Here is a 23626-nt window from a genome sequence, read left to right as displayed (position 1 = left end):
CAAGTTTAGCCCCCCTTGGGGAATATGTCAACCTATATTACTGTGCGGTTGACACTCTCGATCTGGCGGCGGCGGCGCCGATGGTGTTGTGGATCGCCGCCCACACCTCGGGGCGCTCGAAGCCCCGCCGCCAGGCGGCCACCCCCGCCAGGCCGTACCGGGGCACCAGGGAGGACTTAAGGGCCAGGGACCTCTCGTCCTCCAGCCATATGCGGTAGCGCTTGCCCCCGCTCCTGTACTCCGCGTACATCTGCCCCGCCTCCTCCAGCCAGGTGAGGGATGCGGAGTTATCCCGGACCCGGGCCTCCGCGGCGGCCATGGAGAGGGCCTTGGACCTCACCTTGACCCCCGACTGGGTCTGGGTCTCCTCCCACTCCCGGGTGTAGAAGGGGAGCCCCAGCAGGAGCTTCTCCGCCGGGACGCTCCTAAGCAGCCCCTCCACCCCCCGCTGGACCCAGGGAAGGGACGCCACGGAGCCCGCCACGGGGCTGCGGCCCCAGTGCTCGTCGTAGGTCATCACCATCACGTAGTCCGCCGCCTCCCCCAGGGCCCGCCGGTCGTAGCACCGGGACCAGAAGGCGCTGGTGGACTCCACGGTGACGTCCACCGAGGTCTTGCGCCCCAGGGGGCGCATCCGCTCCGCCACCGCCTGGACGAAGGCGCTGTAGGCGTCCCGGTCTGCGGGATCCATGTTCTCGAAGTCCAGGTTGAAGCCATCGACCCCGAAGAGCATCGCATAGGCGGCCAGTCGTGCCACCGCCCGGTTCACCGCCGCAGGGTCGTTGAGGAACGTCTTGGTGGCGGAGGGATCGAAGCCGTTGTTCACCAGGGGCCACACCTGGGCCCCCAGCCGGTGGGCCCCCTCCACGTAGGAGGCCCGGCCCTTGAACTCCACCTCCCCGTCGGGGCGGATCCTGAACCAGGATGGGGAGACCACCGACACGGGGGGGAAAGAGGGGTCCTGGTGGGGATCGGTCCTGTAGAGGGGGTCCCAGACCAGGGAGAAGGGGTGCTGGATCTGGTTCCCCAGGGGGGACCTGAGGGGCAGCTCCCCCCTGGATGAGGCCCTCATGAGCACCACCCCGTCATCCAGGGGCTGGAAGGCGATGCCAAGAACGGGCTCGAAGCCCGCCACGTCCATGTAAACGTCGCCGTTCACCGACCGGCCCGGGGCGGTGAGCCTCATGCCCTCCGCCGGCACCGGGAAATCGATTAGCGGGCTCCGTTGGACCTCCATGACCACCAGCTTCGACTCCTGGTTGAAGGCCACGTTGGCCCCGGTGCGGCGCAGGACGCTCAACGGGAAGAGGAGCCTCTCCCCGTCCTGGATGGCGGAGCCGAACCTCACCGGCCTATCCCCCAGGGTGGACACGTAGAGGGGCACTTCGACGGCCCTCTGCTCCGCGGGGACCCCCTCGGAGCCCACCGCCCCGGGGACCAGGATAAGGGGTAGCACCAGGCCTGCCAGGGCCATGAAAAGGGCTCGGATCATGTTCGCAAAACCTCCCAAAGGGTTCTAAGGTGGGCATATTATCTTCCAAGGGCCCCGGGGCCGCAACGGCGAAAATGCCTAGCCTATGCGGGTTTACAACTCCGCCCCGGGGGTGCAAAATTGGGGTTCGAAAACCAGAAAGGGAGGTTCAAAATTGGATATGGCTCACCAACTTCTGCTGTACTTCGGGAAGACCCTATCGGCCTTCACCTACAAGGAGCTGGTCATGATCCTGGTGGGGCTGGGGCTCATATACCTGGCGGTGGTCAAGGACTTTGAGCCCAACCTGCTGTTGTCCATGGGGTTCGGCACCATCCTGGTGAACATCCCCTTCAGCTCCGCCCTGGACCAGCTGGTGGACGGCAAGCTCTCCGAGGGGGCGCTTTCGCTGCTCTTCAACCTGGGTATCGCCACGGAGCTGTTCCCGCTGCTCATTTTCATCGCAGTTGGGGCCATGTGCGACTTCTCACCCCTCATCTCCAACCCCAGGATGTTCGTCTTCGGCCTGGCGGCCCAGGGGGGCATTTTCCTCACCATGGGGCTGGCGCTACTCATGGGCTTCGACATCAACGAGGCGGCCTCCATCGGCATAATAGGTGCCGCCGACGGGCCCACCTCCATATACGTCTCCAACCGGTTCGCCCCGCACCTTTTGGGCCCCATATCGGTGGCGGCCTACACCTACATGGCCCTGGTACCCCTAATACAGCCTCCGGTGATCAAGCTCCTCACCACCCGATCCGAGCGGGCCATGAGGATGACCTACGTCCAAAGGGACGTTTCCCGATTCAAGCTGATCGCCTTCCCCATAGTCATAACCGTGGCGGCCTCCATAGTGGCCCCCCCATCCGCAGCCCTCATAGGATTCCTCATGTTCGGCAACCTGCTCAGGGTAAGCGGCGTCACCGAACGGCTATCCCAGGCGGCCCAGAACGAGCTGGCCAACATAGTGACCATCCTGCTGGGCTTCACCATAGCGGCCACCATGACGGGGGAGCGGTTCGTGAATCCATCCACGTTGCTCATAATCTCCATGGGGCTTGTGGCCTTCGTGCTCGACACCGCCTGCGGTATCCTGATGGCCAAGGGGCTAAACCTGTTCCTCCCCAAGCACCTGAAGGTGAACCCCATGGTGGGCGCCGCGGGGATCTCCGCCTTCCCCATGTCCGCCCGGACCATCCAGAAGCTGGGCCAGGAGGCAGACCCAGGGAACTTCCTCCTGATGCACGCCGTGGGGGCCAACGTGTCGGGCCAGATAGGCTCCGTCCTGGCGGGGGGGCTCCTGCTGGCCCTGCTGAGCTAGGGGGACACCGAGTCCCCCGGGGCCTCCTGCTCCCCCTGATCGGGTACCCACTGGGGCTCCGCCTCCTCCATGGGGTACAGGATCCTCAGGTGGGTTACCCGCCGCAGGATGGCCCCCTCCTCCGGGGTGCACGCCGGAGGCATATCCACCCAATCCCCCCCATCGATCCGCACCTTAACCGAAGGGATCAGAAGGGGGGTCAGGTACCTTCCCTTAAGGTCCCTCTCGGAGGGGCCCGGCACCAGGAAGCCTGAGAAGAGGGGAGGCCTACCTGCCAGGGGTCCCTGGCCCCTTATGATCAACCACTGGGGCTCGTACCAGGCAGATCTCATCTCCGCCGACAGGGCATGCTCCTCCGGGACGACCTGGAAGCCCCCCATCATCCCCGGCGGCGAGGTGGAGACGCACACCACCCCCGGATGGTTGGCCCTTATCCTACCAACCCCCTGGTAGTGGCTACCCTCGAAGACCCCTATGCCCCCCACCGGGTGAACCACCTCCCCTATCAACTTGACACCCGACTGGTAGACCCCCCGGACCTTGCCCCCCAGCCGGTTCTCGATCTCCACCCAGAGCGGGGCCCCCTCGGGGGGCGACACCCGATAGCGGATCTCCACCGCGTCCTTCAGGACCTCCTCGCTCAAGGGCACGTGGCTCCCGTCCCGGAGGACCGCCCAGACCCGGGTGCCCACCGGCGGTGCGTAGGCGCCGAAGAGGCCGCTACCACCCACCCCGTCCACCACCACCGCGCTGAACGGACGGGAAGCAGGGGCCACGGTGTAGGACGGCAACAGGCTAACGATCACTCCCCGGCCTTCCCTCTTGCCCAACAGCAGATGCACCGCGTTCACCGCCGTGGCCACCACCGTGCCGGGTTGCCCCCACTTGGAGGCCCCGAAGGCGTTCATTTGGGGCCTGGAGGGCACCGACTCCACCCGCCCCACCTGCATGGATATCCCCTCCACCTCAACCCGAGCCTGACGTCCCACCTCCAGTGGGATCCGCACCAGGAACGACTCCCCCTGGGCCAGGGCCCGGGATGGACACGTGAGGGCCACCAGGGCCAGGAGGAGCACGCAACGACAGAGAAGCTTCACATCCATCACCTCCGACAAGCCAGCCCATCATACCACCCCCCGGGGCGTTGAGGGCCCCTTGAAGGGGACCCCCGGAGGTGGTATAGTCCACATGACAACATGATGACATTGGAGGTGTGGCCTTGACCCTTCACAAGGAGAGCCCGGTGCCCCTCTACTACCAGCTGAAGGAGCGGCTCCTCCGGAAGATCGAGCAGGGGGAGCTGAAGCCCGGAGATCCCATCCCCTCCGAGAGGGAGCTGTGCGAGATCTACCAGATAAGCCGCATGACCGCCGCCAAGGCGGTCTCCGCCCTGGTAAACGAGGGGGTCCTGGTGAGACAGCGGGGCATAGGCACCTTCGTGGCCCAGCCCAAGCCCCCGTGCAGCTCCTCCCGGCTGGGGGGCTTCACGGACAACATCCGGGAGGCGGGGCTGTCCTCCAGGACGGTGATCATCTCCTTCGAGGAGGAGGCGGCGGACGGGAGCCTGCCCGAGAGGCTCATGATCCAGAAGGGCTCCCCGGTACTGAGCGTGCTGCGGCTCCGACTGGTGGAGGAGGAACCCTTCTCCCTGGAGCACGCCTGGATCCCCAAGGAGCGGTTCCCGGACCTCTCCCGGGAGCTACTGGAGGGGGACTCCCTCTACCGGCTCTTCCGGGAGCACCTGCGTCGGCCGCCGGTGCTGGCCCGGCAGACCATCGAGCCGGTGCTGGCCAGCGACTACGAGGCCAGGATGTTGGAGGTGCCCCCCCGGTGCCCGGTGCTCCTCTTCCGGCGGGTGGCCCTGGACGAGACGGGCCTTCCGCTGGAGTTCTCCAAGTGCATATACCGGGGCAAGAGGTTCCTCTACGAGATCACCTTCTCCATATAGGGCCCTAGGGGGAGACCCCTTCGAGCTAGACATGCCAGATCAAGGAGGTAGAGAGAGATGTTTGGAGGTCTTCAGAAGCTGGGCAAGGCGCTGATGCTCCCCGTGGCGGTGCTGCCCGCCGCGGCGCTGTTGCTGCGACTCGGTGCCTCGGACGTGCTGGACATACCCTTCATCATGCAGGATCATGCAGGCCGGCGGAGCCATATTCGACAACCTGCCCCTGGTGTTCGCCATAGGGGTGGCGGTGGGCTTCGCCTTCGACGGGGCCGGCGCCGCCGCCCTGGCGGGGGCGGTGGGCTACCTGACCCTCACCAAGGCCATGGTGACCATCAACAAGGACATCAACATGGGGGTCCTGGCGGGGATCCTCTCCGGCATAGTGGCGGGCCAGCTCTACAACCGGTTCCACCACATCAAGCTACCGGACTTCCTGGGCTTCTTCGGCGGCAAGCGCTTCGTCCCCATCGCCTCCGCCGGGGTCAGCATCGTGCTGGCCCTCATCTTCGGGTTCATCTGGCCCCCCATCCAGCAGGCCATCCACGGGGTAGGCAACTGGATCGTGGGAGCGGGCCTCATTGGCGCCTTCGCCTTCGGGGCCCTCAACAGGCTCCTCCTGCCCTTCGGACTGCACCACGTGATAAACAGCATGGTCTGGTTCGTGTTCGGCTCCTTCACCGACAAGGCGGGCAAGGTGGTGACCGGTGACCTCTCCAGGTTCTTCGCCGGAGACCCCACCGCGGGCACCTTCATGACCGGCTTCTACCCCATAATGATGTTCGCCCTCCCCGCCGCGGCGCTGGCCATGTACACCACCGCCAGGTCCGAGAACCGCAAGGCGGTGAGCGGCATCCTCCTCAGCGTGGCACTCACCTCCTTCCTCACGGGCATCACGGAGCCCATCGAGTTCGCCTTCATGTTCCTGGCCCCGGCCCTCTACGTGGCCCACTCCATCCTCACTGGCGTATCCCTGGCCATCTGCGAGGCCCTGGGCATCCACCACGGCTTCGGATTCTCCGCCGGCGCCATAGACTACTTCCTCAACTACGGCCTGGCCACCAAGCCCTTCATGCTGATACCCATAGGGCTGGCCTTCGGCGCGGTCTACTACTTCCTCTTCGTCTTCATGATCAAGGCCATGGACCTCAAGACCCCCGGCCGGGAGGAGGCCGCCTCGGGCAGGACCGCCTCCGCCTCCACCCCGGAGGAGATAGACCAGCTGGCCAAGCTCTACATCGACAGCCTCGGCGGGGCGGCCAACATCGCCACCCTTGACTCCTGCATAACCCGGCTACGCCTCACCGTCAAGGACGGCAAGCTGGTCCTGGAGGAGGAGATCCGCCGCCTGGGAGCCACGGGGATCATAAGGCCCAACGACCGGGACATGCAGATAGTGGTGGGCACCAAGGCGGACCTGATAGCCGGCGCCATCAAGAGGCGCCTCAAGGGCTAGGAGGATAGCCATGAAGGCCTTGCGAGGAGTCCGGGTCCTGACCTCCACCGGAGACACAATGGAGGCCACGGTGGTATTCGACCGGGTGATCCGCCAGGTGATCCCCGGATCCCCGGATGTCCCCGGGGCGGAGACCATCCCGGGGGACGGCCTCCTGCTCACCCCCGGGATGGTGGACCTGCACATCCACGGCATAGCGGGCTTCGACGGTTGTGACGGCACCCCGGAGGCCCTGATGGCCATGTCGGAGGCCCTCGCAAGGCACGGCATCACCTCCTTCCTGCCCGCCACCATGACGCTCCCCCGGGAGCAGATCCGCCTCATCCTGGCCAACGTGGGCCGGGCAATGGAATCCCCCCAGCCGGGGGCCAGGATACTGGGGGCCCACCTGGAGGGGCCCTTCATAAGCCCCGAGAGGCCCGGCGCCCAGGACCCCAAGTTCATCGCCGCCCCGGATCCGGACCTGCTGGAGGAGTTCAGGCCCGTGATCAAGGTGGTGACCTTCGCCCCCGAGAGGGACCCGGACCACCGGGGGCTCAACCACATGCTGAGGCTCGGGATGATCCCCTCGGCGGGACACTCCAACGCCTCATACCGGGAGGCCTCCGAGGCCTTCGGCCTCGGGGTCCGGTCGGTCACCCACCTGTTCAACGCCATGTCCCCCTTCCAGCACCGGGAGCCCGGGCTGGTTGGCGCCGCCCTGGACCATCGGGTCCACTGCGAGATCATCCTGGACGGGATCCACTGCCACCCCGCAGCGGTGAGGCTGGCCTTGAAGGCCCTGGGGGAGGACCGGCTGGTGCCCGTGTCGGACTCCATGAGGGCCGCGGACCTGGGAGAGGGGGTCTTCTCCCTGGGGGGACAAAGGGTCACCGTGTCCCAACGGGTGGCCCGGCTGGACAACGGGGCCATCGCGGGCAGCGTGATCACCCTGGAGGACGCGGTGAGGAACCTGCGGGACTTCACGGGGCTCCCGCTGGAGAGGTGCATCCTGATGGCCTCAAGGAACCCGTCGGAGCTACTGCAGGACCGCTCCATGGGGGCCATAGAGCCCCTCCGGCGGGCGGACATGGTGCTTTGGGACCGGGATCGACCGGTCAGAACCTACGTGGAAGGCAGGGAGGTCTTCAGTTCATGAGGATAGTTGTAGCCAGGGACTACGAGCAGATGAGCCGGATGGCCGCCATAGTGGTGTCCAGCCGGGTGATCCTTCAGCCCAACTGCGTGCTGGGACTCGCCACCGGGAGCACCCCGGTGGGGCTGTACCGCAACCTGGTGGAGTTCTACCGGCACGGGGACCTGGACTTCTCCCGGGTCACCACCTTCAACCTGGACGAGTACGTGGGGCTGGGGCCAAACCACCCCTGCAGCTACCACCGCTACATGAGGGAGAACCTGTTCGACCACGTGAACCTGCGCCCCGAGAGGTGCCACATCCCCCGGGGGGATGCGGAGGACCTGGAGGGGGAGTGCCTCCGCTACGAGGAGGAGATCCGCCGGGCGGGGGGCATAGACCTCCAGATCCTTGGGCTTGGGGTGGACGGCCACATAGGCTTCAACGAGCCGGACGTGAAGTTCGAGCGCCGCACCTCGGTGGTGAAGCTGGCGGAGAGCACCATCCAGGCCAACAGCCGGTTCTTTGATGGCCCGGACCAGGTCCCCAGACACGCCATAAGCATGGGGATCCGGACCATAATGATGGCCCGGCGGATCATGCTCCTGGCGTCGGGGCCCGAGAAGGCCCGGGCGGTACGGGGGGCGGTAATGGGGGAGGTGACCCCCTCCCTGCCCGCCTCGGTCCTGCAACTTCACCCCAACGTGACCATAATCGTCGACCGGGACGCCGCATCCCTCATCGGGGACGCGATCCAGAGGGCGGAGGTGTGAGGATCATGAGGATGCTGGATCTCCAGGCCAGCCACCTGGACCGGATGTCCCCAGCGGAGCTGCTGGAGAGCATCCGCTCCGCCGAGGGACGGACAGTGGCGGCGGAGGTCATAGCCCGCTCCAGACCCCTCCTGGGGGACGTCAGCAACCCGGAGCTCGCCAAGGCCATGGGGGCGGACCTGATAATACTCAACATGCTGGACATGGAGGACCCCCGGGTGGAGGGGCTACACAACCCCTCGGACCTGGAGTCCCTCTTCCGGTCCTCCTTCTTCCACGGGGACGAGCCGGAGCCATCCAACGGGATCCGCCTCGCCAGGGCCCTGACCGGATGTCCCGTGGGGGTCAACCTGGAGCCCCTGGGGGACCCGGGAGGTGTCAGCCTGCCCCCCGGGAGGCTGGCCACCCCGGAGAACGCCCGAAGGGCGGCGGAGCTGGGGGCCTCGTTCCTTATCGTCACCGCCAACCCCCACACCAGGATAGGGGTGAGGCACATAATGGACGCGGTCCGGTCCATCCGCCGGGCGGTGCCGGAGGTGATCATAGGGGCCGGGAAGATGCACGCCGCCATGTCCGACTCCCCCTGGGGTGACCTGCCGGACCTGGCGGAGGAGATGATGTCCGCCGGGGCGGACCTGGTGCTGATCCCCTGCCCCGGATCGGTCCCGTCCCTCAGCCAGGAGGTCTTCGCCCAGGCGGCGGATAGGGTCCACCGGCTCGGGGGACTGGTCATGTCCACCATCGGCACCTCTCAGGAGGGCTCGGACCGGGAGACCATACGGCAGATGGCCCTGATGGCCAAGATCGGCGGTGCGGACGTGCAGCACATAGGCGATTCCGGGTACTCGGGGATGGCGGTGCCGGAGAACATAATGACCCTCTCGCTGGCCATAAGGGGCCGGCGGCACACCTTCAGACGGATGGCGAGGTCGATAGCCCGATGATAAGCGGATGGTTCAAACCAAGGGAGCTCAAGATCCTGTCCCCCTTCACGGGGATCCTGCGCCCCCTCTCGGAGGTGCCCGACCAGGTATTCTCCCAGCGACTGGTGGGGGACGGCTTGGCGGTGGAGCCCACCCAGGGACTGGTGCTGAGCCCCGTGGAGGGCACCATCGAGGTCCTCATGGACAGCGGCCACGCCTTCGGGGTCAGGACCCCCGACGGGGTTGAGGTGCTGATCCACATAGGGATCGACACGGTGAACCTCAAGGGTGAGGGGTTCGAGGCCCTGAGGCGCCAGGGGGACCGGGTGAGCGCAAAGGAGCCGGTGATCCGGTTCCACCTGGACCTGATAAGGCAGAAGGCCCCGTCCATCCTGTCCCCGGTGGTGATAACCACCGGTCAGGTGGTGAGGGTCCTCAAGGATCCGGGCTCCAGCGTGTGCGCCGGGGAGGAGATCATATCCTACAAACCCTAGGCCTCCGGCAAGGATGAGAGCCGCCGGAGCTCCTCCTGGGCCAGCCTCAGGAAACTGTCCCAGGAGGGCTTCCGGATCCCCAGGGCTGATCGGGCCTCCCCCATGAGGGACCGGGCCCGGTCCCTACGGCCCTCCAGGGCCTCCTGGAGGGCCCCCATGGCCAGGGTGGGGGCATCTATCCTCCACCAGGGCATCTGATCCAGGGCCCTCAGGGCTTCCGCCCCCAGCCAGGCCCCCTCGGCCCATCTCCCCTCCAGGCACTCCAGCCGCCCCAGCAGGGACATCATGAATGGACGCAAGCGTCTCATCCCCAGGGACTCCGCCTCCTCCAGGCACCGGCGAACCAGCTGGAGCCCCTCCTCCCTTCGACCCATGGCGAAGGTGCTCTCCCCCCGGTAGGCCTCCGCCGCCAGGCGGTTCAGGTGGTACCTAAACCCGGACTCCCCCAGGAGGGAGAACACCTGGGCGGACTCCCCAAAGACCTCCAGCGCCTCCCGGTGAAGCCCCGCGAAGGCCAAAGACAGCCCCCTCAGCCTCAGCGCCAGCCCCAGGTGGGGCAGGTCTCCCCCGGAGGCCACCTCCATCCGGGACGCCACGTCCCCCAGGGACCGGTGGTCCTCCAGCTGGACGTAAAGGTACCCAAGCCGCCGAAGGGCCCCCAGCACCAGCACCCCGTCCCCCAGCCCTTCCGCCAGCTCCAGGGCCTGGAGGACCATGCCCCTTCCTCGGCCGTACTCCCCCCACCAGAGCAGGAAGCCCCCCTTCAACATCAGGAACCGGGCCAGGTAACCTCGGTCCCCCCCGGAGGCGCCCACCAGGGGGCCCACCTGATCCAGCATCTCCAGGGTGGCCTCCCGGTCCCCGTAAAAGGGGGAGGGGGCCTTGAGGGCCTCGTCCGGCAGGGGAGGGAACAGCTCGTAGTGGAGCTCCATGTGCCTGGTGAGATCCTTGAGCCGGAGCTTCAGCTCACCCCTCGGATCCCCGCCGCGCCGCATGTGGTGGATCCCCCGCTGGACCGAGAAGGGGTCCCCCTTCCGGCCCAAGACCCCTCCGGCCCTCCGGTGCAGCTCCCCCTTGACCAGGGGGTCCATGGAAAGGTAGACGCACTCCCTGAATATGCCGTGGTACACGTCCACCACTTCTCCTCCCCCCTCGAGCCGCACGAGCCTCAGCCCCAGCAGGGACCTCAATGCCTCCCGGAAGGCCCCCTCCGAAAGGCCCGAAACCTCCCGAAGGTCCTCCACCTCCACCGGCCCGTCCAGCACCGACAGGGCCTCCATGAGCTCCACCTCCGGCCCGGACAGGTCCCCCATCAGTCCCTCCACCGCCCCGGATAGAAGGTCCGTCCGCCAGGAGGATCGCCCCGCCGCCTCCTCTATGAAGAGGGGAAGCCCCAGAGTGCTGGCGTGGAGCGCCTCCGCCTCCCTTGGGGTGAGCTCCACGCCGGTGAGGGCCAGGTACATGGCGGCCCCGGATCTAACGTCCAGGGGGGACAGCTCCAGCTCCAGCAGCTCCACCCCCCGCCCCTTCAGGGACCTCAGGTGACGACGGATCGGGTGATCCCCCCGCCGGGACACCAGGGCCACCGAAACGCCCCCATCCCCGCCAAGACAGGACAGGAAGGCCCTTAAGGCCTCCAGGGACGGGTGGTCGAACCGGTGCAGGTCGTCGAAGCAGAGCCACACCGGCCCCTCCGTCCTGGCCACCTGCCGGATTATCCGGAAGGCCATGACGCCTATAGATGCCGCGTCGGAGGGCTGGAAGTCCAGCCCCCTGACCCCAAGGGACGGGAAGACCCGGCCTAGCCGCATGGCCGCCTCCTCCGCGCCAGGGAGATGACCTATGGGGCTAAGACCCTTCAGCAGGTCCTCCCATGGCCAGAGGGGCACCCTGCCGAGGGTGGGTCTGCCCCAGAGGGCCCTGGCGGGGTACGAGAGCCTGACCAGCTCCCGGGCGAACCGGGTCTTCCCCACCCCGGGCTCGCCGGAGATCCAGACCACCGATCCCCCCGGCGAGGCGGCGAAGTCAAGGGCGGCCCGGAGCTCCCGGTCCCTGCCCACCAGCTTGGATCGGCGGAGCACCCGCTCCAGCACCCGATCCCGAAGCTCCAACACCTGCTCCGAAGGGCCGTCCTCCAGGTCCTCCATCAGGGCACGACGGTGAAGCCAGAAGGCCCTCAGGGCCTCCCCGGGCCTGTTGGAGCCCATCAGGGCACCCATGACCACCGGCACCACTCGGTGGTCCGTGGGATCGGACCTGAAGAGCCACATCAGGTGCCGATCCCCTTCACCACCGGCGCCTTCCAGCACCATCCGCCGGATCCGCTCCCGGACCTGCTGGCGAACCTGGTAGACCCAGTCGTCGAAGAGGGGGCACTCGGGAAGGGAGAATCCCTCCAGGAAGTCCCCCGCCTCGGGGGGTAGCCTCCCCTCCTCCAGGAGATCCAGGTCCACCTCCCAACCGGGCCCCCGCTCCACCCAGAGTCGGCGGGGGACCAGGGCCTCCGGCGGGAGGTGACGCCTTATCTCGTAGAGGGCGTTCCTAAGACTGCCGGACGCCTTCACCCGGTCCACATCCCCCCACAGCAGATCCATCAGCCGGTCCCGGTGGACCCGCCGGTTCACCAACACATAGGCCAGGAGGCCGTAGGCCTTCTTGAAGGGCAGATGCACCCCCTCCCCGTGGGACCAAAGGGCCATGGGCCCCAGGAGCCTGGCCTTCATGGGCCTCATCGCCGCTCGCACATCCCCTTCAGGAACCGGAATATCACGTCCGCCCCCAGGGAGGCGGTCCTGCCGTCCTGGTCCAGCGGAGGGCTTATCTCCATCACGTCCAGGTACTTGACCTTGTAGCTACGCCCCGCCAGGTAGGCTATCTTGTTCAGCTCGTGGGACGACAGCCCGTTGGGGGACACCGCCGAGGCCCCAGGTGCGTCGGTGCTCCGGACCGAATCGATGTCCACCGACACCGCTATTGCCCGGGTGCCCCGGCCCGCTATCTGCAGCGCCCTTATGAAGGTCTCCATGGGACGCCCCTGCACCTCATCGAAGGTCATCACCGTGGCGTGCCTCTCGCAGAGCCACTCGTAGTAGTAGGGGGAGTTGTGACCCTCCTGGATGGCGTACTCCACGAAGTTCCGCCCCCTAAGGCACCTGGTGGGCATCTCCTCCAGGGAGCGGTAGAAGGGGGTCCCGCTGGTCACCCCCCCCCAGCTCAGGTCCCTCACGTCCAGGTGCTGGTCCACGTTGACCACCCCCAGCTCCCCCTCCCCAAGCTTAAGCCCCTCGCTCAAGCCGTAGAGCCCCGGGTAGGAGTTGTCGTGCCCTCCCCCGATCACTATGGGGATGATCCCCATGGAGGACACCCACCGGACCACCCACCGCAACGCCCCGTGGGCCTCATCCAGGGTCATCCCCTCCACCTTGACGTTGCCCAGGTCGCCTATCTTGAGCTCCGAAAGGGACGGGCCGAAACCGGGGGTGAGCTTGTAGAAGTGACGCCGCACCTCATCGGGGGCCAGCCTGGCCCCCTCCCTGCCCCGGTTGGCCCTCACGCCCCGGTCCTCCGGCATGCCTATGATCACCGCGTCGAACTCGCTAACCACCCGGTCCCCGAAGCTCTGGTCCACCGGGATCACCAGTTCCCCCATCCGGGGGTCCTTGGGGTCCTCCTTGGTGAAGAACAGCCCCCTATCGGGGGGCGTCAGAAGGTCCAACACCTACGATTCACTCTCCTCCATGGCCAACAGCAGGGCCACAAGATCGACCCGCCCCAGGGCCACGGTGGAGAAGCTCTCCCTGCCCTCCCGGGAGGAGACCGTGAAGCCCATCTCCCCCGGGTCGTCGGGAATCGTCACCTCCCCCACCACCCGGACCGGCCGGGGGGCCAGGGACCCACCGCACCGGGGACAGGGGGACCCCGGGGTCAGCGCCCCCAGGTCCGCAAAGGAGCACCGGAAGTCCCTGAGGGGCACCACGTTCCTCAGATGGTGATCCACCCGATTGGCTCCCGCCACCATGGGGCGCGGGGTCCTGAGCGAGTCATGGGCTATTATATCCCCACCCTGGATCCCCACGGGCCCCAGGTAGCCCGCGCAGGGGCCGAAAAGGGACCTGACCGCCCGGTCATCCGCCATCACCACCCGGTAGCCCAGGGCCCGGGAGGCCTTGGCGTAGGACAGCCCCATATCACCCGGCACAAGCCCGGCGGCCAGCCGGCCTCCCCCATCCTCCATCAGGGCCACGGTCTTGATGGTGTCCCTTGGCTCAACCCCCAGGAACCGGCAGAGATCCTCTATGGTGGAGGTGGACGGGGTGTGAACCTCCTCCATGGGGGGCAAATCCCCCATCTCCCCCGGCTCCACCTGGGGCTCCAGGGGGGAGTCGCCGCTCCACAGGGCCCCGCAACCCTGGCAACCCAGGAGCTCCCGGCCGGTCAGGGCATCCCCATGGGAGGGCACCACCCAGAGGCGCCTGAGCCCCCCGGGCTCCACCTCCTGCACCTCCAGCACCGGCAGGTCCGGCTTGCCTATGGACACCTCCCCCCGGGAGTCGAACCGGGCGAAGATGAACTGGTAGCCCCAGTGGGCCCCCCACAGGGTGCGCCGATGGTCCCGCATGTACCGCTCCGCCAGGGACCTGAGGTGCCCGTGATCCTCCGCCCCCCCGCACATCACCCCCCCCTGGGATACGATCCAGTCCGACAGGCGCTTAACCACCCCTCCCAGGGCTTCTAGCCCCAGAGGCAGAAGCAGGAGCCGCCCCTCCTTGGCGTTGAAGGCCCCCTTGCCGGAGGTAACGAAGGAGCATAGGGCCCGGTCCTTCACCTTGGCGGGATTCGACTGGGCGGGCACGAAGACCGCGCCATTGGCGTCACTCATCGCAGATCACCTCCGACAGGGCCTTGAGGAAGGCCAGGTTCTCCTTGGGGGTCCCAACCGACACCCGGATGGCCCCCAGGGAGTCGAAGAGCCTCACCAGCACACCCCGGGCCACAAGTCCCCGGAAGACGTCCCCCGCCCGGTCCCCCAGGGGCATGAACACGAAGTTGGCGTGGGATCGGACGAAGGGGACCTTCAGCCTCTCAAGCCCCTCCTCCAGGAAGCGCCGGCCCTCCAGGAGGGCCTCCACGGTGCGTCTCAGGTGCTCCCGGTCCTCCAGGGCCCCCAGGGCGGCCCCGAGGGCCACCGCGTTGACCCCGTAGGGCTCCTTGGCCCGCCTCATGGCCATGACCACCGACGGGTGGGCGATCAGGTAGCCCACCCGAAGCCCAGCCAGGCCGTAGGCCTTGGAGAAGGTCCTCATCATGATCAGGTTTGGGTACCTCTCCATGAGCTCCAGGGTCCTAGGCAGGTCATCCCCGGCGAAGTCCCCGTAGGCCTCGTCGGAGACCACCAGAACCCGGCGAGGCACCAGGCTCATGAACTCCTCCATCCGCCGGTGGGAAACCAGGGTGCCGGTGGGGTTGTTGGGGTTGCACACGAAGACGAGCCGGGTCCTGTCGGCGATCCTCTGGAGGAAGCCTTCCAGGTCCAGCTCCCACCGGTCCCCCATGGGGACCGGGACCGATACGGCCCCGAGCCTCATGGCCAGAGACTTGTAGACCGAGAAGGTCACCTCCCCGTGTAGCACCTGATCCCCCTCCTCAAGGAAAGTGATCCCCAGCAGGGTTATGACCCCGTCCAGCCCGTTGTCCACCAGGATCCGGTCCTCCTCCACCCCCCAGTGGGCGCTCAAGGCCCCGGTGAGGTCCCGGGCGGAGGGGTCCGGGTACCGGTTCACCCCTCCCTTGAGGGCCCCCAGGGCACCCTCCAGCGCCCGGGGAGAGGGACCGTAGGGGCTCTCGTTGGCGTTCATCACCACCAGGTCCCCTCGGGGCAGGTCAACCCCGGACGGGAGCGCCTCGTAGGGGGCCAGCTTCTCCAGCGACCGCTTGGGGTGCGCCTCGAACTGGAACGTCAAGGCCCCTCACCCCCCGCCTGGGACAGGACCCAGTCCAACCCCTCCTCCACGTTGGAGAACCTGGGACCATCGCCCCCGGGGCTGTCCCCTATGGCCACGAAGACCCCCCGGCCGAAGGCCTCCATGGCGGCCCGGTCGCTCTCCGAGTCGCCGAAGAAGGCGGGGTTGGAGATGTTTAGCTCCTGACACAGGATCCTCAGCCCCTCCGGGGAGGGCTTCAGTATCCCACTGTCGGGGGTCACCGCCAGGTGCCGGGGGAAGTCCTCCCACCCCAGCAACCGGAACGCCAGGTCCAGCTCCCGCCAGGGACGCCCGGTGTAGATCCCCACCGGCAGGGGTATATGGTCGAACCGGCGGCGTATCAGGGGGCTCTCGTACTTAAAGTAGGGCTCCTCCCCATCCAGCCCCTCCACGTAGAGCCTGTCACAGAAACCCCTCACCGCCTCCCGGAAGGACCCGTCGAACTCCGGCTCTCCGAACCGCTCCATGGCCCAGGGGACCGGGTCGTCTCCGTCAAATAAGGCCAGCTCCTCCTCCCACTCACCAGGGATCGGGAAGGACCGGCTCAAGGGGCCTATCCCCCGGCATCTGGCCATGCACAGCATGGCCCAGGGGATGTCGTAGTCGTCGTTGAAGGCCCGGTGGGCCTTGGTGACCCGCTGATGCTCATCGGTGTAACCCTCGCAGTCCACCTCCCCCCCCAGGGCCTCCCATCCCCAGGCCACCGCCCTACGGATAACCCTTGGATACGAGCCCCCCACGTCCACCAGCACCCCATCCACGTCGAATATCACCCCGTCGATTCGCAACTTCACAACACCTCCGTTGATTTTCCGCGGCCCCCATGATATCATGCAAACCACGCTTTCGGCTACCAATTCATCACGCTAACAAGGCACTGGAGGTATGACCATGTCACCTAACCGCCAACTCAGGTGGGTCCCCCGGGAGGAGGTGCCCCGTAATGCGGGTCCCCAGAGGGGCGCTTAACCCCCACCAGGAGCTATCCTACTCCATGGAGGCCTGCCGGATGAAGGCCATGGAGGTCTTCATCCGGCACGGCTACAGGCCCATCTATCCCCCGTCGGTGCAGAGGCTGGACGACCTTTGGGAGGTGCTGGAGCCCTCCAAGGCGGGCTCCATCGTACCCCTCACGTCCCCCCACGGGGAGCCCTGCGCCCTCACCTTCGACGTGACCGTATCGGCGGTGCTGAAGCTGATGCGCCAGGAGGAGCGGCGCCAGCGGCCCATCAGGATATGCTACGCCGAGCGGGCCTTCCGCCGGCCGGATCCCCCGGAGGAGTCCTTCGAGGCCTACCAGACGGGGGCGGAGATCGTGGGGGCCGACGGGGAGGGGGCAGACTGCGAGGCCATCTACCTGGCGGACCGGGCCCTCCGGGAGATGGGCATGGGGGATCACCTCTTCGTTGTGGGGGATCCCGCCATGCTCCGCCGGGCCCTCCGGGGGCTGCCCAGGGGGATGGGGCAGGAGCTCATGGGGGCCCTGCGCCGGCGGGACCTAGTGGCCTACCGGGGGATCCTGGATGGGCTTGGGGACCCGCCCAAGGCCCAGCTCCTCCGGGACATACCCAACATGAAGGGGGATCCGTCCCTCCTGGACCGGGTGCGCCACCGGTTCGATCCAAGGGAGCTGGAGGACCTGGACAGGATCGGGGAGTTCGCCCGGGACTCGGGGGTCAGGATCGTCTTCGACCTGTCCCTCACCCGCAACCCGGACTACTACAGCGGCCCCGCGTTCGAGATATACGCCCCAGACGGGACCCACCTGGGGGGCGGCGGCAGGTATGACGGGCTGCTCCGGCGGGCGGGGCTGCTTGGCCAGGCGGTGGGCTTCTCCCTGGACCTGACCGCCCTGGGCTCCAAGGCCCCCATGGAGGTCCCTCCCCCAAGGGCCATGGTGTGGTGCGGCCCCCTACCCCCCTCCAAGGGGCTGGAGTTCACCCGGCGGCTGGCGGACCGGGGGATAACCTTCGAGGTCAGCTGGCACGGGAGGGCCCAATCGTCCATGGAGATCTGCGCCATGAAGGGGATCCGCTACTGGATCGACCCCTCCGGGGGCCTGGCCATCCATCTGCCCACCGGGGAGAGGCTCACCGTGAGCCGCTTCATAGAGGAGAACTCCCCATGCTGACCATGGCGATCCCCACCGGAAGGTCCATGGAGGACGCGGCGGAGCTCCTCACCAAGGCGGACATCCTGCCCCCCGACACCGACCCGGGCCGTAGACTGGAGATACCCCTCAGGGACATGCGGATCATCCTGGTGAAGCCCCAGGACGTGCCGCCCCTGGTGCACATGGGCTTCGCCCAGCTGGGCCTGGCGGGGCAGGACGTGATCCTGGAGTCCGGCGCCAGGGTGGCGGTGCTCCACGACACGGGGCTATGCCCCTGCCGGATGGTCATAGCGGGCCCCCCCAAGGCCCGGGAGGGGCTGATGAACAGCCCCAACAGAAAGCTGCGGGTGGCCACCAAGTACGTGAGGACCGCCGACCAGGTGCTACCCCAGAGGGGGCTAAGGACCGTAACGGTGCCCCTGCACGGCTCGGTGGAGATAGCCCCAGCGCTTGGCATAGCGGAGGTGATCATGGACATAGTGCAGACCGGGAACACCCTGAAGGCCAACGGTCTCTCGGTTCTCATGGAGCTCTTCCCGGTCACCATGCGCCTCATAGCCAACCCGGGGGCCCTCAACCTCCAGTGGGACCGGATAAGGCCCATGCTGGAGAGGATACGGGAGGTGAGCGGATGATAACCCGGTGTGACCGGTCCACTCGGGAGACCCGCATATCCCTGGAGCTGACCCACCCGGGCACGGGCCTGTTCCAGGTGGACATGGAGCCGTCGTTCCTAACCCACATGCTGGAGGCCCTGGTCCTCCACGGGGGCATGGACCTCCATGGCTCCGCCCAGGGGGACCTCCACGTGGACATGCACCACCTCACCGAGGACCTGGGGATAGTCATGGGCCGTTGCCTCCTGGAGATATGGCCCGGGTCCCCAAGGGTCCGGTACGGTCACGCGGTGATCCCCATGGACGAGGCGCTGGTCCGGTGCGCGGTGGACCTGTCCATGAGGCCCGGGGCCTTCACCTCCGGGGAGCTACCCCGGGGGAGCTGCGGCGGGTTCGACGGGGAGCTGGTCTTAGAGTTCGCAAGGGCGCTCTCCAACGAGGCCCGGATCACCATGCACCTGGACGTCCTCAAGGGGGTAAACCTGCACCACACGGTGGAGGCCTGCTTCAAGGCCATGGGCCGGGCCCTCCGGCAGGCTCTCGCACCAGCGGAGGGGACCATGAGCACCAAGGGGGCGATGTGAAGTGATCGGCATAGTGGACTACGGGGCGGGGAACCTGGAGAACCTGAGGCGGGCCCTCACCAGGATCGGACGGGACGCCCGGGTGCTCAGATCCCCCGGCGAGGCGGAGGGGCTCCAGCTCCTCTTCCTGCCCGGGGTCGGGTCCTTCGGCAGCGCAATGGGATCCCTCCGGGCCTCCGGATGGGACCGGGCCCTGATCGGATGGGCGGAGGCCCAGCGGGGGCTCATAGGCATCTGTCTCGGCATGCAGATGATGATGGAGTTCAGCTTCGAGGACGGGGGACACCGGGGGCTGGGGATCTTCCGGGGCACCGTGGAGCCCTATCGGGGGGGCAGGCGGATTCACATGGGCTGGGACCGGGTAGAGTGGACCCAGGGGGGGCCGGGGGCGGACACATTCTACTTCGTCCACCGTTACTGCGCCCGCAGCTGCCCATCTCAGGCGGCCATCTGCGGCTCAGATGGGGAGCAATTCGTGGCGGCGGTGCGGGAGGGCAGCGTGATGGGCTTCCAGTTCCACCCGGAGCGCAGCGGCCCCGAGGGGCTGGAGTTGCTCCGGTGGGCCATCGGGGAGGTGGTCTAGTTGGAGATCTACCCGGCGGTGGACCTGTACGGGGGCAAGGTGGTGCGGCTCACCGGCGGCAGGTTCCAGGACGCCACCGTCTACCCCACCTCCCCGGGGGAGATGGCCCTCCTCTTCGCCCAGGCGGGGGTCCGGTGGGCCCACGTGGTGGACCTGGAGGGGGCAAAGACCGGAAGGCCCGTCCACCTGTGGGCCCTGGAGGCCTTCGCCGGGGCGGGACTCAAGGTCCAGTTCGGCGGTGGGATCCGCAGCATCCAGTCGGTCCGGGACGCCCTCTCCGCCGGGGCAACCCGGGTGATGATGGGAAGCGCCCTCTTCGACCGGTCGGTGGACGTAGTGGAGGCGCACCGTCTCTTCGGCCCCGCAATCCTGCCCGCGGTAGACCACCGGGGCTGGAGGGTCTCCGTCAAGGGCTGGACCCAGGGGACGGACATACCGGTGGATCGGGCGCTGGAGAACCTGTCCCGGGTGGGGTTCTCCCTCTTCCTGGTCACCGACGGGGACCGGGACGGGACCCTCTCGGGGCCGGACCTGGAGGGGTACCGGAAGATATGCGCCCGGTACGGGATAATCGCCGCCGGGGGCATCGGGGAGCTGGGACACCTTAGGGGCCTTAGGAACGCGGGGGCCGCGGGGGCGGTGCTGGGCAAGGCCCTGTACGAGGGGGCGATCTCCATCGAGGAGGCGATGAGGCTTTGACCATGATACGGATCATACCCTGCCTGGACGTGAAGGGCGGACGGGTGGTCAAGGGGGTGAACTTCCAGGGCCTTAGGGACGCGGGGGACCCGGCGGAGCTGGGGGAGAGGTACTGTATCGAGGGGGCCGACGAGGTGGTCTTCCTGGACATCGCCGCCTCCGGCGAGGGAAGGGGCACCATGCGTGGGTGGACCTGCAGGGTGGCGGAGGTGATGACCATCCCCTTCACCGTGGGGGGCGGCATATCCAGCCCGGAGCAGGCGGTGGAGCTGGTCCGGGCTGGGGCGGACAAGGTGAGCCTGAACACCGCCGCCCTCCGGGACCCGGACCTGGTTAGGCGCTGCGCCCTGGCGCTGGGCAGCCAGGCGGTGGTGGTGGCGGTGGACGTGAAGAGCTCCCCCCTGGGGTTCCAGGTCCACGCCTGCGGGGGCACCGAACCCACCGGGATATCCATGGTGGACTGGATCCGGCGGGTGGAATCCCTGGGGGCGGGGGAGATACTGCTCACCTCCATCGACCGGGACGGGACCCAAGAGGGGTTCCACCTGGAGGCCCTCCAGGCCGCCCGGGAGGCCACGGACCTGCCCATCATAGCCTCCGGCGGGGCGGGACGGAGGGAGCACTTCCTGGAGGCCGCCCGGGCCGGCGCTGACGGGCTCCTGGCCGCTTCGGTGTTCCACTACGGCGGGATACCCATCGGGGACCTGAAGGACTTCCTGAGCTCCCATGGGATCCCGGTTAGGAGGGGGGTGAGGGCATGACGGACCGGATCGAGTGGGGAAATGAAGATCTGCTTCCGGTGGTGGTCCAGAGCGCCAGGAGCGGCCGGGTGCTAATGCTGGCCTACGCCAACCGGGAGGCATTGGATCTCACGCTGGACAGGGGGGAGGCCTGGTTCTTCAGCCGCTCCCGGGGGAGGCTGTGGCGCAAGGGGGAGACCAGCGGGAACACCATGAGGGTCCTGGAGGTGCGGCTGGACTGCGACGGGGACTCGATACTGTACCTGGTGGAGGAGTCGGGCCCCGCGTGCCACACCGGAGAGAGGTCCTGCTTCCACCGGGTGCTCAAGGGCTCCGGCGGCGAGGCGTGCCTCTTCCTGCACCGGCTTGCAGAGATCGTGGACCAGCGGATCTCCCGGGGTGACCAGGGGAGCTACACCCGCTCCCTCTGGGAGAGGGGGGCCTCCAGGATCGCCCAGAAGGTGGGGGAGGAGGGGGTGGAGGTGGCCCTGGCGGTGGCCACCATGGACCGGGAGAGGGCGGTGGAGGAGGCGGCGGACCTGCTGTACCACCTCACCGTGGCCCTCCGGCGGGTGGACGCCACTCTGCTTGACGCGGAGCAGGTCCTCATGGCCCGTCACCAGGCCCGGGGCTAGACCTCCTCATCCAGGTCCCAGCCCTCCTCGGAGACCTTGAGCTGCCCTATCTTCTCCTCGAAGCCGAAGACCGTGGGGTCGATCCGGTTGACCTCCTGATCCAGCTCGTCCAGCCCCTGGATCGAGTACCCCTCGGGGAGCCGGTTGGCGTAGCGCTTCACCTTGAGGAGCGCCTGGAGGTAGTTCCTCTCCTCCCTCCTCAGGACCTCCGCCAGGTCCAGCGCGTGGGGGGTGCCGTGGCGCACAAACAGGTGGGCGGCCCCTATGTTGGAGGGGACGCTCATCTCGTCGAACCACAGGTCCCCCAGGACCCGCTTGAGCCGCCGGCGGGTCTCGGGGTCCTTCACCAGCCCCACGGTCCGGTTTATGAGGTACATGGTCTCCTCTATCTCCGCCAGCACCGTCTCGAACTCCCGCTTGGGGAGGGAGCACTGGGCCACCACCCGGGCCTCCTCCTCGTAGGTGCGCTCCTTCCGGAGGAGGGCCCCCACCGCGGGGCGCACCTCGATCCTGGCGGGCTCCTTGGGGGCCCCCAGGAGCTTCGCGTAGAGCCGCTCGGTGTCGTAGTCCGGGTGCTCGCAACGGCTCTTGGGTATGAAGGTCACGTACCCGGTCTCGAAGAAGCCCCTCCGGCCCGCCCGGCCGGACATCTGGAGGAACTCGTTCTTGGTGAGGGGCCCGTCGAAGAACTTGGCCAGCTGGGCGAAGACCACCGTCTCGGCGGGCAGGTTAACCCCCAACGACAGGGCGTCGGTGCCCACCACCACGTCCAGCACCCGCTCCCGGAAGGCCATCTCCACCAAGAGCTTCTCCTTGGGTAGGAGGCTGCCGTAGTAGATCCCCACCCCCTTCAGGAGCACCTCCGGGATCTGGTCCACCTCAAGTATGTAGGCCATCTCCCTAAGCCTGGACCGGTCCTCCCGGGGGAGCCTCTTGCGGGTCCGGGCTATCTCCCGGGCCACGTACTCCACCCCCTTGCGGGAGAAGGCGAAGACCAGGGCGTCGTGGATCTGGGAGAACTTGACCCCCTTCCGGCGGAAAACCAGCCTGGTGACCCGCTGGGAGGTCTCGTAGAGGACGAAATCCCTCTGGGCCATCTCCTCCAGGTAGTCCTTAACCGTGCCCGGGTTCCCGAAGGTGGCGGACATGACCAGAAGCCGGGAGTCCCTGTGGGTCCCCCTTATGCCGTCCATGTAGGCCCTGGCCCGGTCGGGGTCGCCGAAGATGAAGTGGAACTCGTCCACTATCACCCGCTGGTTGGGCCTGCGGCAGTACTTTAGGGTGTATATCTCCTGGGTGCAGCAAAGCACCGGGGCATCGGAGTTCTTCTTGAAGTCCCCGGTCTCCAGCCCCACGTCGAACCCCATGTTCCTAAGGTCCAGGTACCTCTCGTTGGAGAGGGCCTTTATGGGGGCGGTGAAGATAACCCGGCCGGCGGGCATGTTGGGCCGCCCCTCCCGGTCCATGAGTCCCGCCCAGCGGTAGGCCACCCAGGTCTTGCCGCTACCGGTGGGGGCGGACAGGATGGCATCCCTTCCCCCTATGGCGTGGCAGGCCTCCTCCTGCCACGGATAGAACAGGCCCCCACCTTCCCCAGGGGAGCCTTGAAACTCCAGATCCTCTTCCCTGTCGGGCCGTCTCACCTTGGCTGATCCACCCTTCCGTACCTGTCGTAGGCCCCGGGCTCTATGTCGTAGGCCATCACGGGGATTATCCGCCGCTCCCCCGTCACCACCGTGGGCCAGTCGCCGATGCGGAAAGCTCCCATGTGGCGGTAGAACCCCTCGGCGAAGGGGTCCGACAGGATCCAAACCCACTTGGCCCCCGCCCGGGCCGCCTCCCTCACCGCGTGTTCGAAGAGCCGGCGGCCAAGGCCTAGCCCCATGTGGGGGGGATCCACCCACATGTGATCCAGCTCGCATCGGCCCTGATCCCACAAAAGAGACGAGAAGCCCACCGGGTACCCGGACCCGTCGCAGGCCACGAAGACCCGGTTGCTCGATATGTAATCCTCCGTCACCGTCAGCGGCCCCGCCCACTGGTCTATGGTGGCGGGGTCGTAACCCCAGTGGGCCTTGGCGGCGTAGGCTATCTGGGTCAGGCGCCCCGCGTCGGCCGGGACCCCGTCCCTTATCTCGAACGTGTCTGACCGGGACAAACCATCACCTCCCAAGATA

At 67.4% G+C, this 23626-nt stretch carries 23 protein-coding genes; 14 read left to right on the top strand and 9 right to left on the bottom strand.

The window, feature by feature from the left end; genetic code table 11:
- Positions 1 to 37: 37 nt before the first annotated feature.
- Positions 38 to 1492, bottom strand: a complete 1455-nt coding sequence (locus TACI_RS01200; RefSeq protein ID WP_012868996.1) for a glycosyl hydrolase family 18 protein — start codon at positions 1490 to 1492, stop codon at positions 38 to 40.
- A 160-nt stretch (positions 1493 to 1652) separates the two neighbouring features.
- On the opposite strand from TACI_RS01200, the gene TACI_RS01195 reads away from it, so the two are divergent.
- A complete protein-coding gene (locus TACI_RS01195) occupies positions 1653 to 2795 on the top strand; it encodes a sodium ion-translocating decarboxylase subunit beta (RefSeq protein ID WP_164925088.1) in 1143 nt (380 codons plus the stop codon).
- Here the strand turns inward: TACI_RS01195 and TACI_RS01190 are convergent.
- On the bottom strand, positions 2792 to 3898 hold the full coding sequence (locus TACI_RS01190; protein ID WP_423218561.1) for a hypothetical protein: 1107 nt from the start codon (positions 3896 to 3898) through the stop codon (positions 2792 to 2794). The two genes, TACI_RS01195 and TACI_RS01190, sit on opposite strands and share 4 nt — an antisense overlap.
- A gap of 116 nt (positions 3899 to 4014) precedes the next feature.
- On the opposite strand from TACI_RS01190, the gene TACI_RS01185 reads away from it, so the two are divergent.
- The 6 genes from TACI_RS01185 to TACI_RS01160 all read left to right on the top strand — a co-directional run bounded on the left by TACI_RS01185 (position 4015) and on the right by TACI_RS01160 (position 9497).
- Positions 4015 to 4743, top strand: a complete 729-nt coding sequence (locus TACI_RS01185) for a GntR family transcriptional regulator (RefSeq protein ID WP_012868993.1) — start codon at positions 4015 to 4017, stop codon at positions 4741 to 4743.
- Between the two features lie 184 nt (positions 4744 to 4927).
- Positions 4928 to 6193 (top strand): PTS transporter subunit EIIC, encoded by a 1266-nt coding sequence (locus tag TACI_RS01180; protein ID WP_207280514.1) that lies wholly within the window; start codon positions 4928 to 4930, stop codon positions 6191 to 6193.
- 10 nt (positions 6194 to 6203) lie between these two features.
- Positions 6204 to 7331, top strand: a complete 1128-nt coding sequence (gene nagA, locus TACI_RS01175) for an N-acetylglucosamine-6-phosphate deacetylase (protein WP_012868992.1) — start codon at positions 6204 to 6206, stop codon at positions 7329 to 7331.
- Entirely contained in the window at positions 7328 to 8080 is a 753-nt protein-coding gene (gene nagB / locus TACI_RS01170) for a glucosamine-6-phosphate deaminase (protein WP_012868991.1), read from the top strand. The genes nagA and nagB overlap by 4 nt, the downstream gene beginning before the upstream one ends.
- 5 nt (positions 8081 to 8085) lie before the next feature.
- Entirely contained in the window at positions 8086 to 9024 is a 939-nt protein-coding gene (locus TACI_RS01165) for a DUF7916 family protein (protein WP_012868990.1), read from the top strand.
- Complete coding sequence (locus TACI_RS01160; RefSeq protein WP_012868989.1) at positions 9021 to 9497, top strand: PTS sugar transporter subunit IIA; 477 nt, start codon at positions 9021 to 9023, stop codon at positions 9495 to 9497. Before TACI_RS01165 ends, TACI_RS01160 begins: the two co-directional genes overlap by 4 nt.
- Here TACI_RS01160 and TACI_RS09380 read toward each other — a convergent pair.
- From TACI_RS09380 to TACI_RS01135, 5 genes are read right to left on the bottom strand one after another with little or no spacing between them, the layout of a single operon-like run.
- The gene (locus TACI_RS09380; protein WP_012868988.1) at positions 9494 to 12229 is read right to left on the bottom strand and encodes an AAA family ATPase; all 2736 of its coding nucleotides are present in this window, start codon (positions 12227 to 12229) and stop codon (positions 9494 to 9496) included. The genes TACI_RS01160 and TACI_RS09380 overlap by 4 nt on opposite strands.
- A complete protein-coding gene (locus TACI_RS01150) occupies positions 12226 to 13215 on the bottom strand; it encodes a formimidoylglutamase (RefSeq protein ID WP_164925087.1) in 990 nt (329 codons plus the stop codon). The genes TACI_RS09380 and TACI_RS01150 overlap by 4 nt, the downstream gene beginning before the upstream one ends.
- A complete protein-coding gene (locus tag TACI_RS01145; RefSeq protein ID WP_012868986.1) occupies positions 13216 to 14376 on the bottom strand; it encodes a YbaK/EbsC family protein in 1161 nt (386 codons plus the stop codon).
- A complete protein-coding gene (gene hisC, locus TACI_RS01140; RefSeq protein WP_012868985.1) occupies positions 14369 to 15457 on the bottom strand; it encodes a histidinol-phosphate transaminase in 1089 nt (362 codons plus the stop codon). Before hisC ends, TACI_RS01145 begins: the two co-directional genes overlap by 8 nt.
- On the bottom strand, positions 15454 to 16272 hold the full coding sequence (locus TACI_RS01135) for an HAD family hydrolase (RefSeq protein ID WP_423218554.1): 819 nt from the start codon (positions 16270 to 16272) through the stop codon (positions 15454 to 15456). Before TACI_RS01135 ends, hisC begins: the two co-directional genes overlap by 4 nt.
- Before the next feature lie 149 nt (positions 16273 to 16421).
- On the opposite strand from TACI_RS01135, the gene TACI_RS01130 reads away from it, so the two are divergent.
- The 7 genes from TACI_RS01130 to hisIE are packed head-to-tail and all read left to right on the top strand — an operon-like array spanning position 16422 to position 21449.
- Positions 16422 to 17609, top strand: a complete 1188-nt coding sequence (locus TACI_RS01130; protein ID WP_012868983.1) for an ATP phosphoribosyltransferase regulatory subunit — start codon at positions 16422 to 16424, stop codon at positions 17607 to 17609.
- On the top strand, positions 17603 to 18226 hold the full coding sequence (hisG, locus tag TACI_RS01125) for an ATP phosphoribosyltransferase (protein ID WP_012868982.1): 624 nt from the start codon (positions 17603 to 17605) through the stop codon (positions 18224 to 18226). Before TACI_RS01130 ends, hisG begins: the two co-directional genes overlap by 7 nt.
- Positions 18223 to 18792 (top strand): imidazoleglycerol-phosphate dehydratase HisB, encoded by a 570-nt coding sequence (gene hisB / locus TACI_RS01120; protein WP_012868981.1) that lies wholly within the window; start codon positions 18223 to 18225, stop codon positions 18790 to 18792. Before hisG ends, hisB begins: the two co-directional genes overlap by 4 nt.
- A 1-nt stretch (position 18793) precedes the next feature.
- Positions 18794 to 19375, top strand: coding sequence for an imidazole glycerol phosphate synthase subunit HisH (gene hisH, locus TACI_RS01115; RefSeq protein ID WP_012868980.1), 582 nt, complete (start codon positions 18794 to 18796; stop codon positions 19373 to 19375).
- Positions 19376 to 20074, top strand: coding sequence for a 1-(5-phosphoribosyl)-5-[(5-phosphoribosylamino)methylideneamino]imidazole-4-carboxamide isomerase (locus TACI_RS01110; protein ID WP_012868979.1), 699 nt, complete (start codon positions 19376 to 19378; stop codon positions 20072 to 20074).
- Complete coding sequence (hisF, locus tag TACI_RS01105) at positions 20071 to 20835, top strand: imidazole glycerol phosphate synthase subunit HisF (protein WP_012868978.1); 765 nt, start codon at positions 20071 to 20073, stop codon at positions 20833 to 20835. Before TACI_RS01110 ends, hisF begins: the two co-directional genes overlap by 4 nt.
- Positions 20832 to 21449, top strand: coding sequence for a bifunctional phosphoribosyl-AMP cyclohydrolase/phosphoribosyl-ATP diphosphatase HisIE (hisIE, locus tag TACI_RS01100; RefSeq protein ID WP_012868977.1), 618 nt, complete (start codon positions 20832 to 20834; stop codon positions 21447 to 21449). The genes hisF and hisIE overlap by 4 nt, the downstream gene beginning before the upstream one ends.
- Here hisIE and TACI_RS09375 read toward each other — a convergent pair.
- Positions 21446 to 23092, bottom strand: coding sequence for a DEAD/DEAH box helicase (locus TACI_RS09375; RefSeq protein ID WP_012868976.1), 1647 nt, complete (start codon positions 23090 to 23092; stop codon positions 21446 to 21448). The genes hisIE and TACI_RS09375 overlap by 4 nt on opposite strands.
- Entirely contained in the window at positions 23089 to 23607 is a 519-nt protein-coding gene (locus TACI_RS01090) for a GNAT family N-acetyltransferase (protein WP_012868975.1), read from the bottom strand. Before TACI_RS01090 ends, TACI_RS09375 begins: the two co-directional genes overlap by 4 nt.
- Positions 23608 to 23626: the final 19 nt, after the last annotated feature.

It is taken from the genome of Thermanaerovibrio acidaminovorans DSM 6589 (genome assembly GCF_000024905.1).
GTDB lineage: Bacteria > Synergistota > Synergistia > Synergistales > Synergistaceae > Thermanaerovibrio > Thermanaerovibrio acidaminovorans.
Note: the sequence above shows the minus strand (reverse complement) of the source record. Positions and strands in the feature narration are given on the sequence as shown.

Excerpts from the sequence above, each read along its gene's own strand:
- hisIE (WP_012868977.1), top strand. The coding sequence starts at position 20,832 with ATGACGGACCGGATCGAGTGGGGAAATGAAGATCTGCTTCCGGTGGTG.
- TACI_RS01195 (WP_164925088.1), top strand. The coding sequence starts at position 1,653 with ATGGCTCACCAACTTCTGCTGTACTTCGGGAAGACCCTATCGGCCTTC.
- hisG (WP_012868982.1), top strand. The coding sequence starts at position 17,603 with ATGCTGACCATGGCGATCCCCACCGGAAGGTCCATGGAGGACGCGGCG.
- TACI_RS01160 (WP_012868989.1), top strand. The coding sequence starts at position 9,021 with ATGATAAGCGGATGGTTCAAACCAAGGGAGCTCAAGATCCTGTCCCCC.
- TACI_RS01165 (WP_012868990.1), top strand. The coding sequence starts at position 8,086 with ATGAGGATGCTGGATCTCCAGGCCAGCCACCTGGACCGGATGTCCCCA.
- TACI_RS01190 (WP_423218561.1), bottom strand. The coding sequence starts at position 3,898 with ATGGATGTGAAGCTTCTCTGTCGTTGCGTGCTCCTCCTGGCCCTGGTG.
- hisB (WP_012868981.1), top strand. The coding sequence starts at position 18,223 with ATGATAACCCGGTGTGACCGGTCCACTCGGGAGACCCGCATATCCCTG.
- nagB (WP_012868991.1), top strand. The coding sequence starts at position 7,328 with ATGAGGATAGTTGTAGCCAGGGACTACGAGCAGATGAGCCGGATGGCC.
- TACI_RS09380 (WP_012868988.1), bottom strand. The coding sequence starts at position 12,229 with ATGAGGCCCATGAAGGCCAGGCTCCTGGGGCCCATGGCCCTTTGGTCC.
- TACI_RS01130 (WP_012868983.1), top strand. The coding sequence starts at position 16,422 with ATGCGGGTCCCCAGAGGGGCGCTTAACCCCCACCAGGAGCTATCCTAC.
- TACI_RS01145 (WP_012868986.1), bottom strand. The coding sequence starts at position 14,376 with ATGAGTGACGCCAATGGCGCGGTCTTCGTGCCCGCCCAGTCGAATCCC.
- TACI_RS01180 (WP_207280514.1), top strand. The coding sequence starts at position 4,928 with ATGCAGGCCGGCGGAGCCATATTCGACAACCTGCCCCTGGTGTTCGCC.
- TACI_RS01200 (WP_012868996.1), bottom strand. The coding sequence starts at position 1,492 with ATGATCCGAGCCCTTTTCATGGCCCTGGCAGGCCTGGTGCTACCCCTT.
- nagA (WP_012868992.1), top strand. The coding sequence starts at position 6,204 with ATGAAGGCCTTGCGAGGAGTCCGGGTCCTGACCTCCACCGGAGACACA.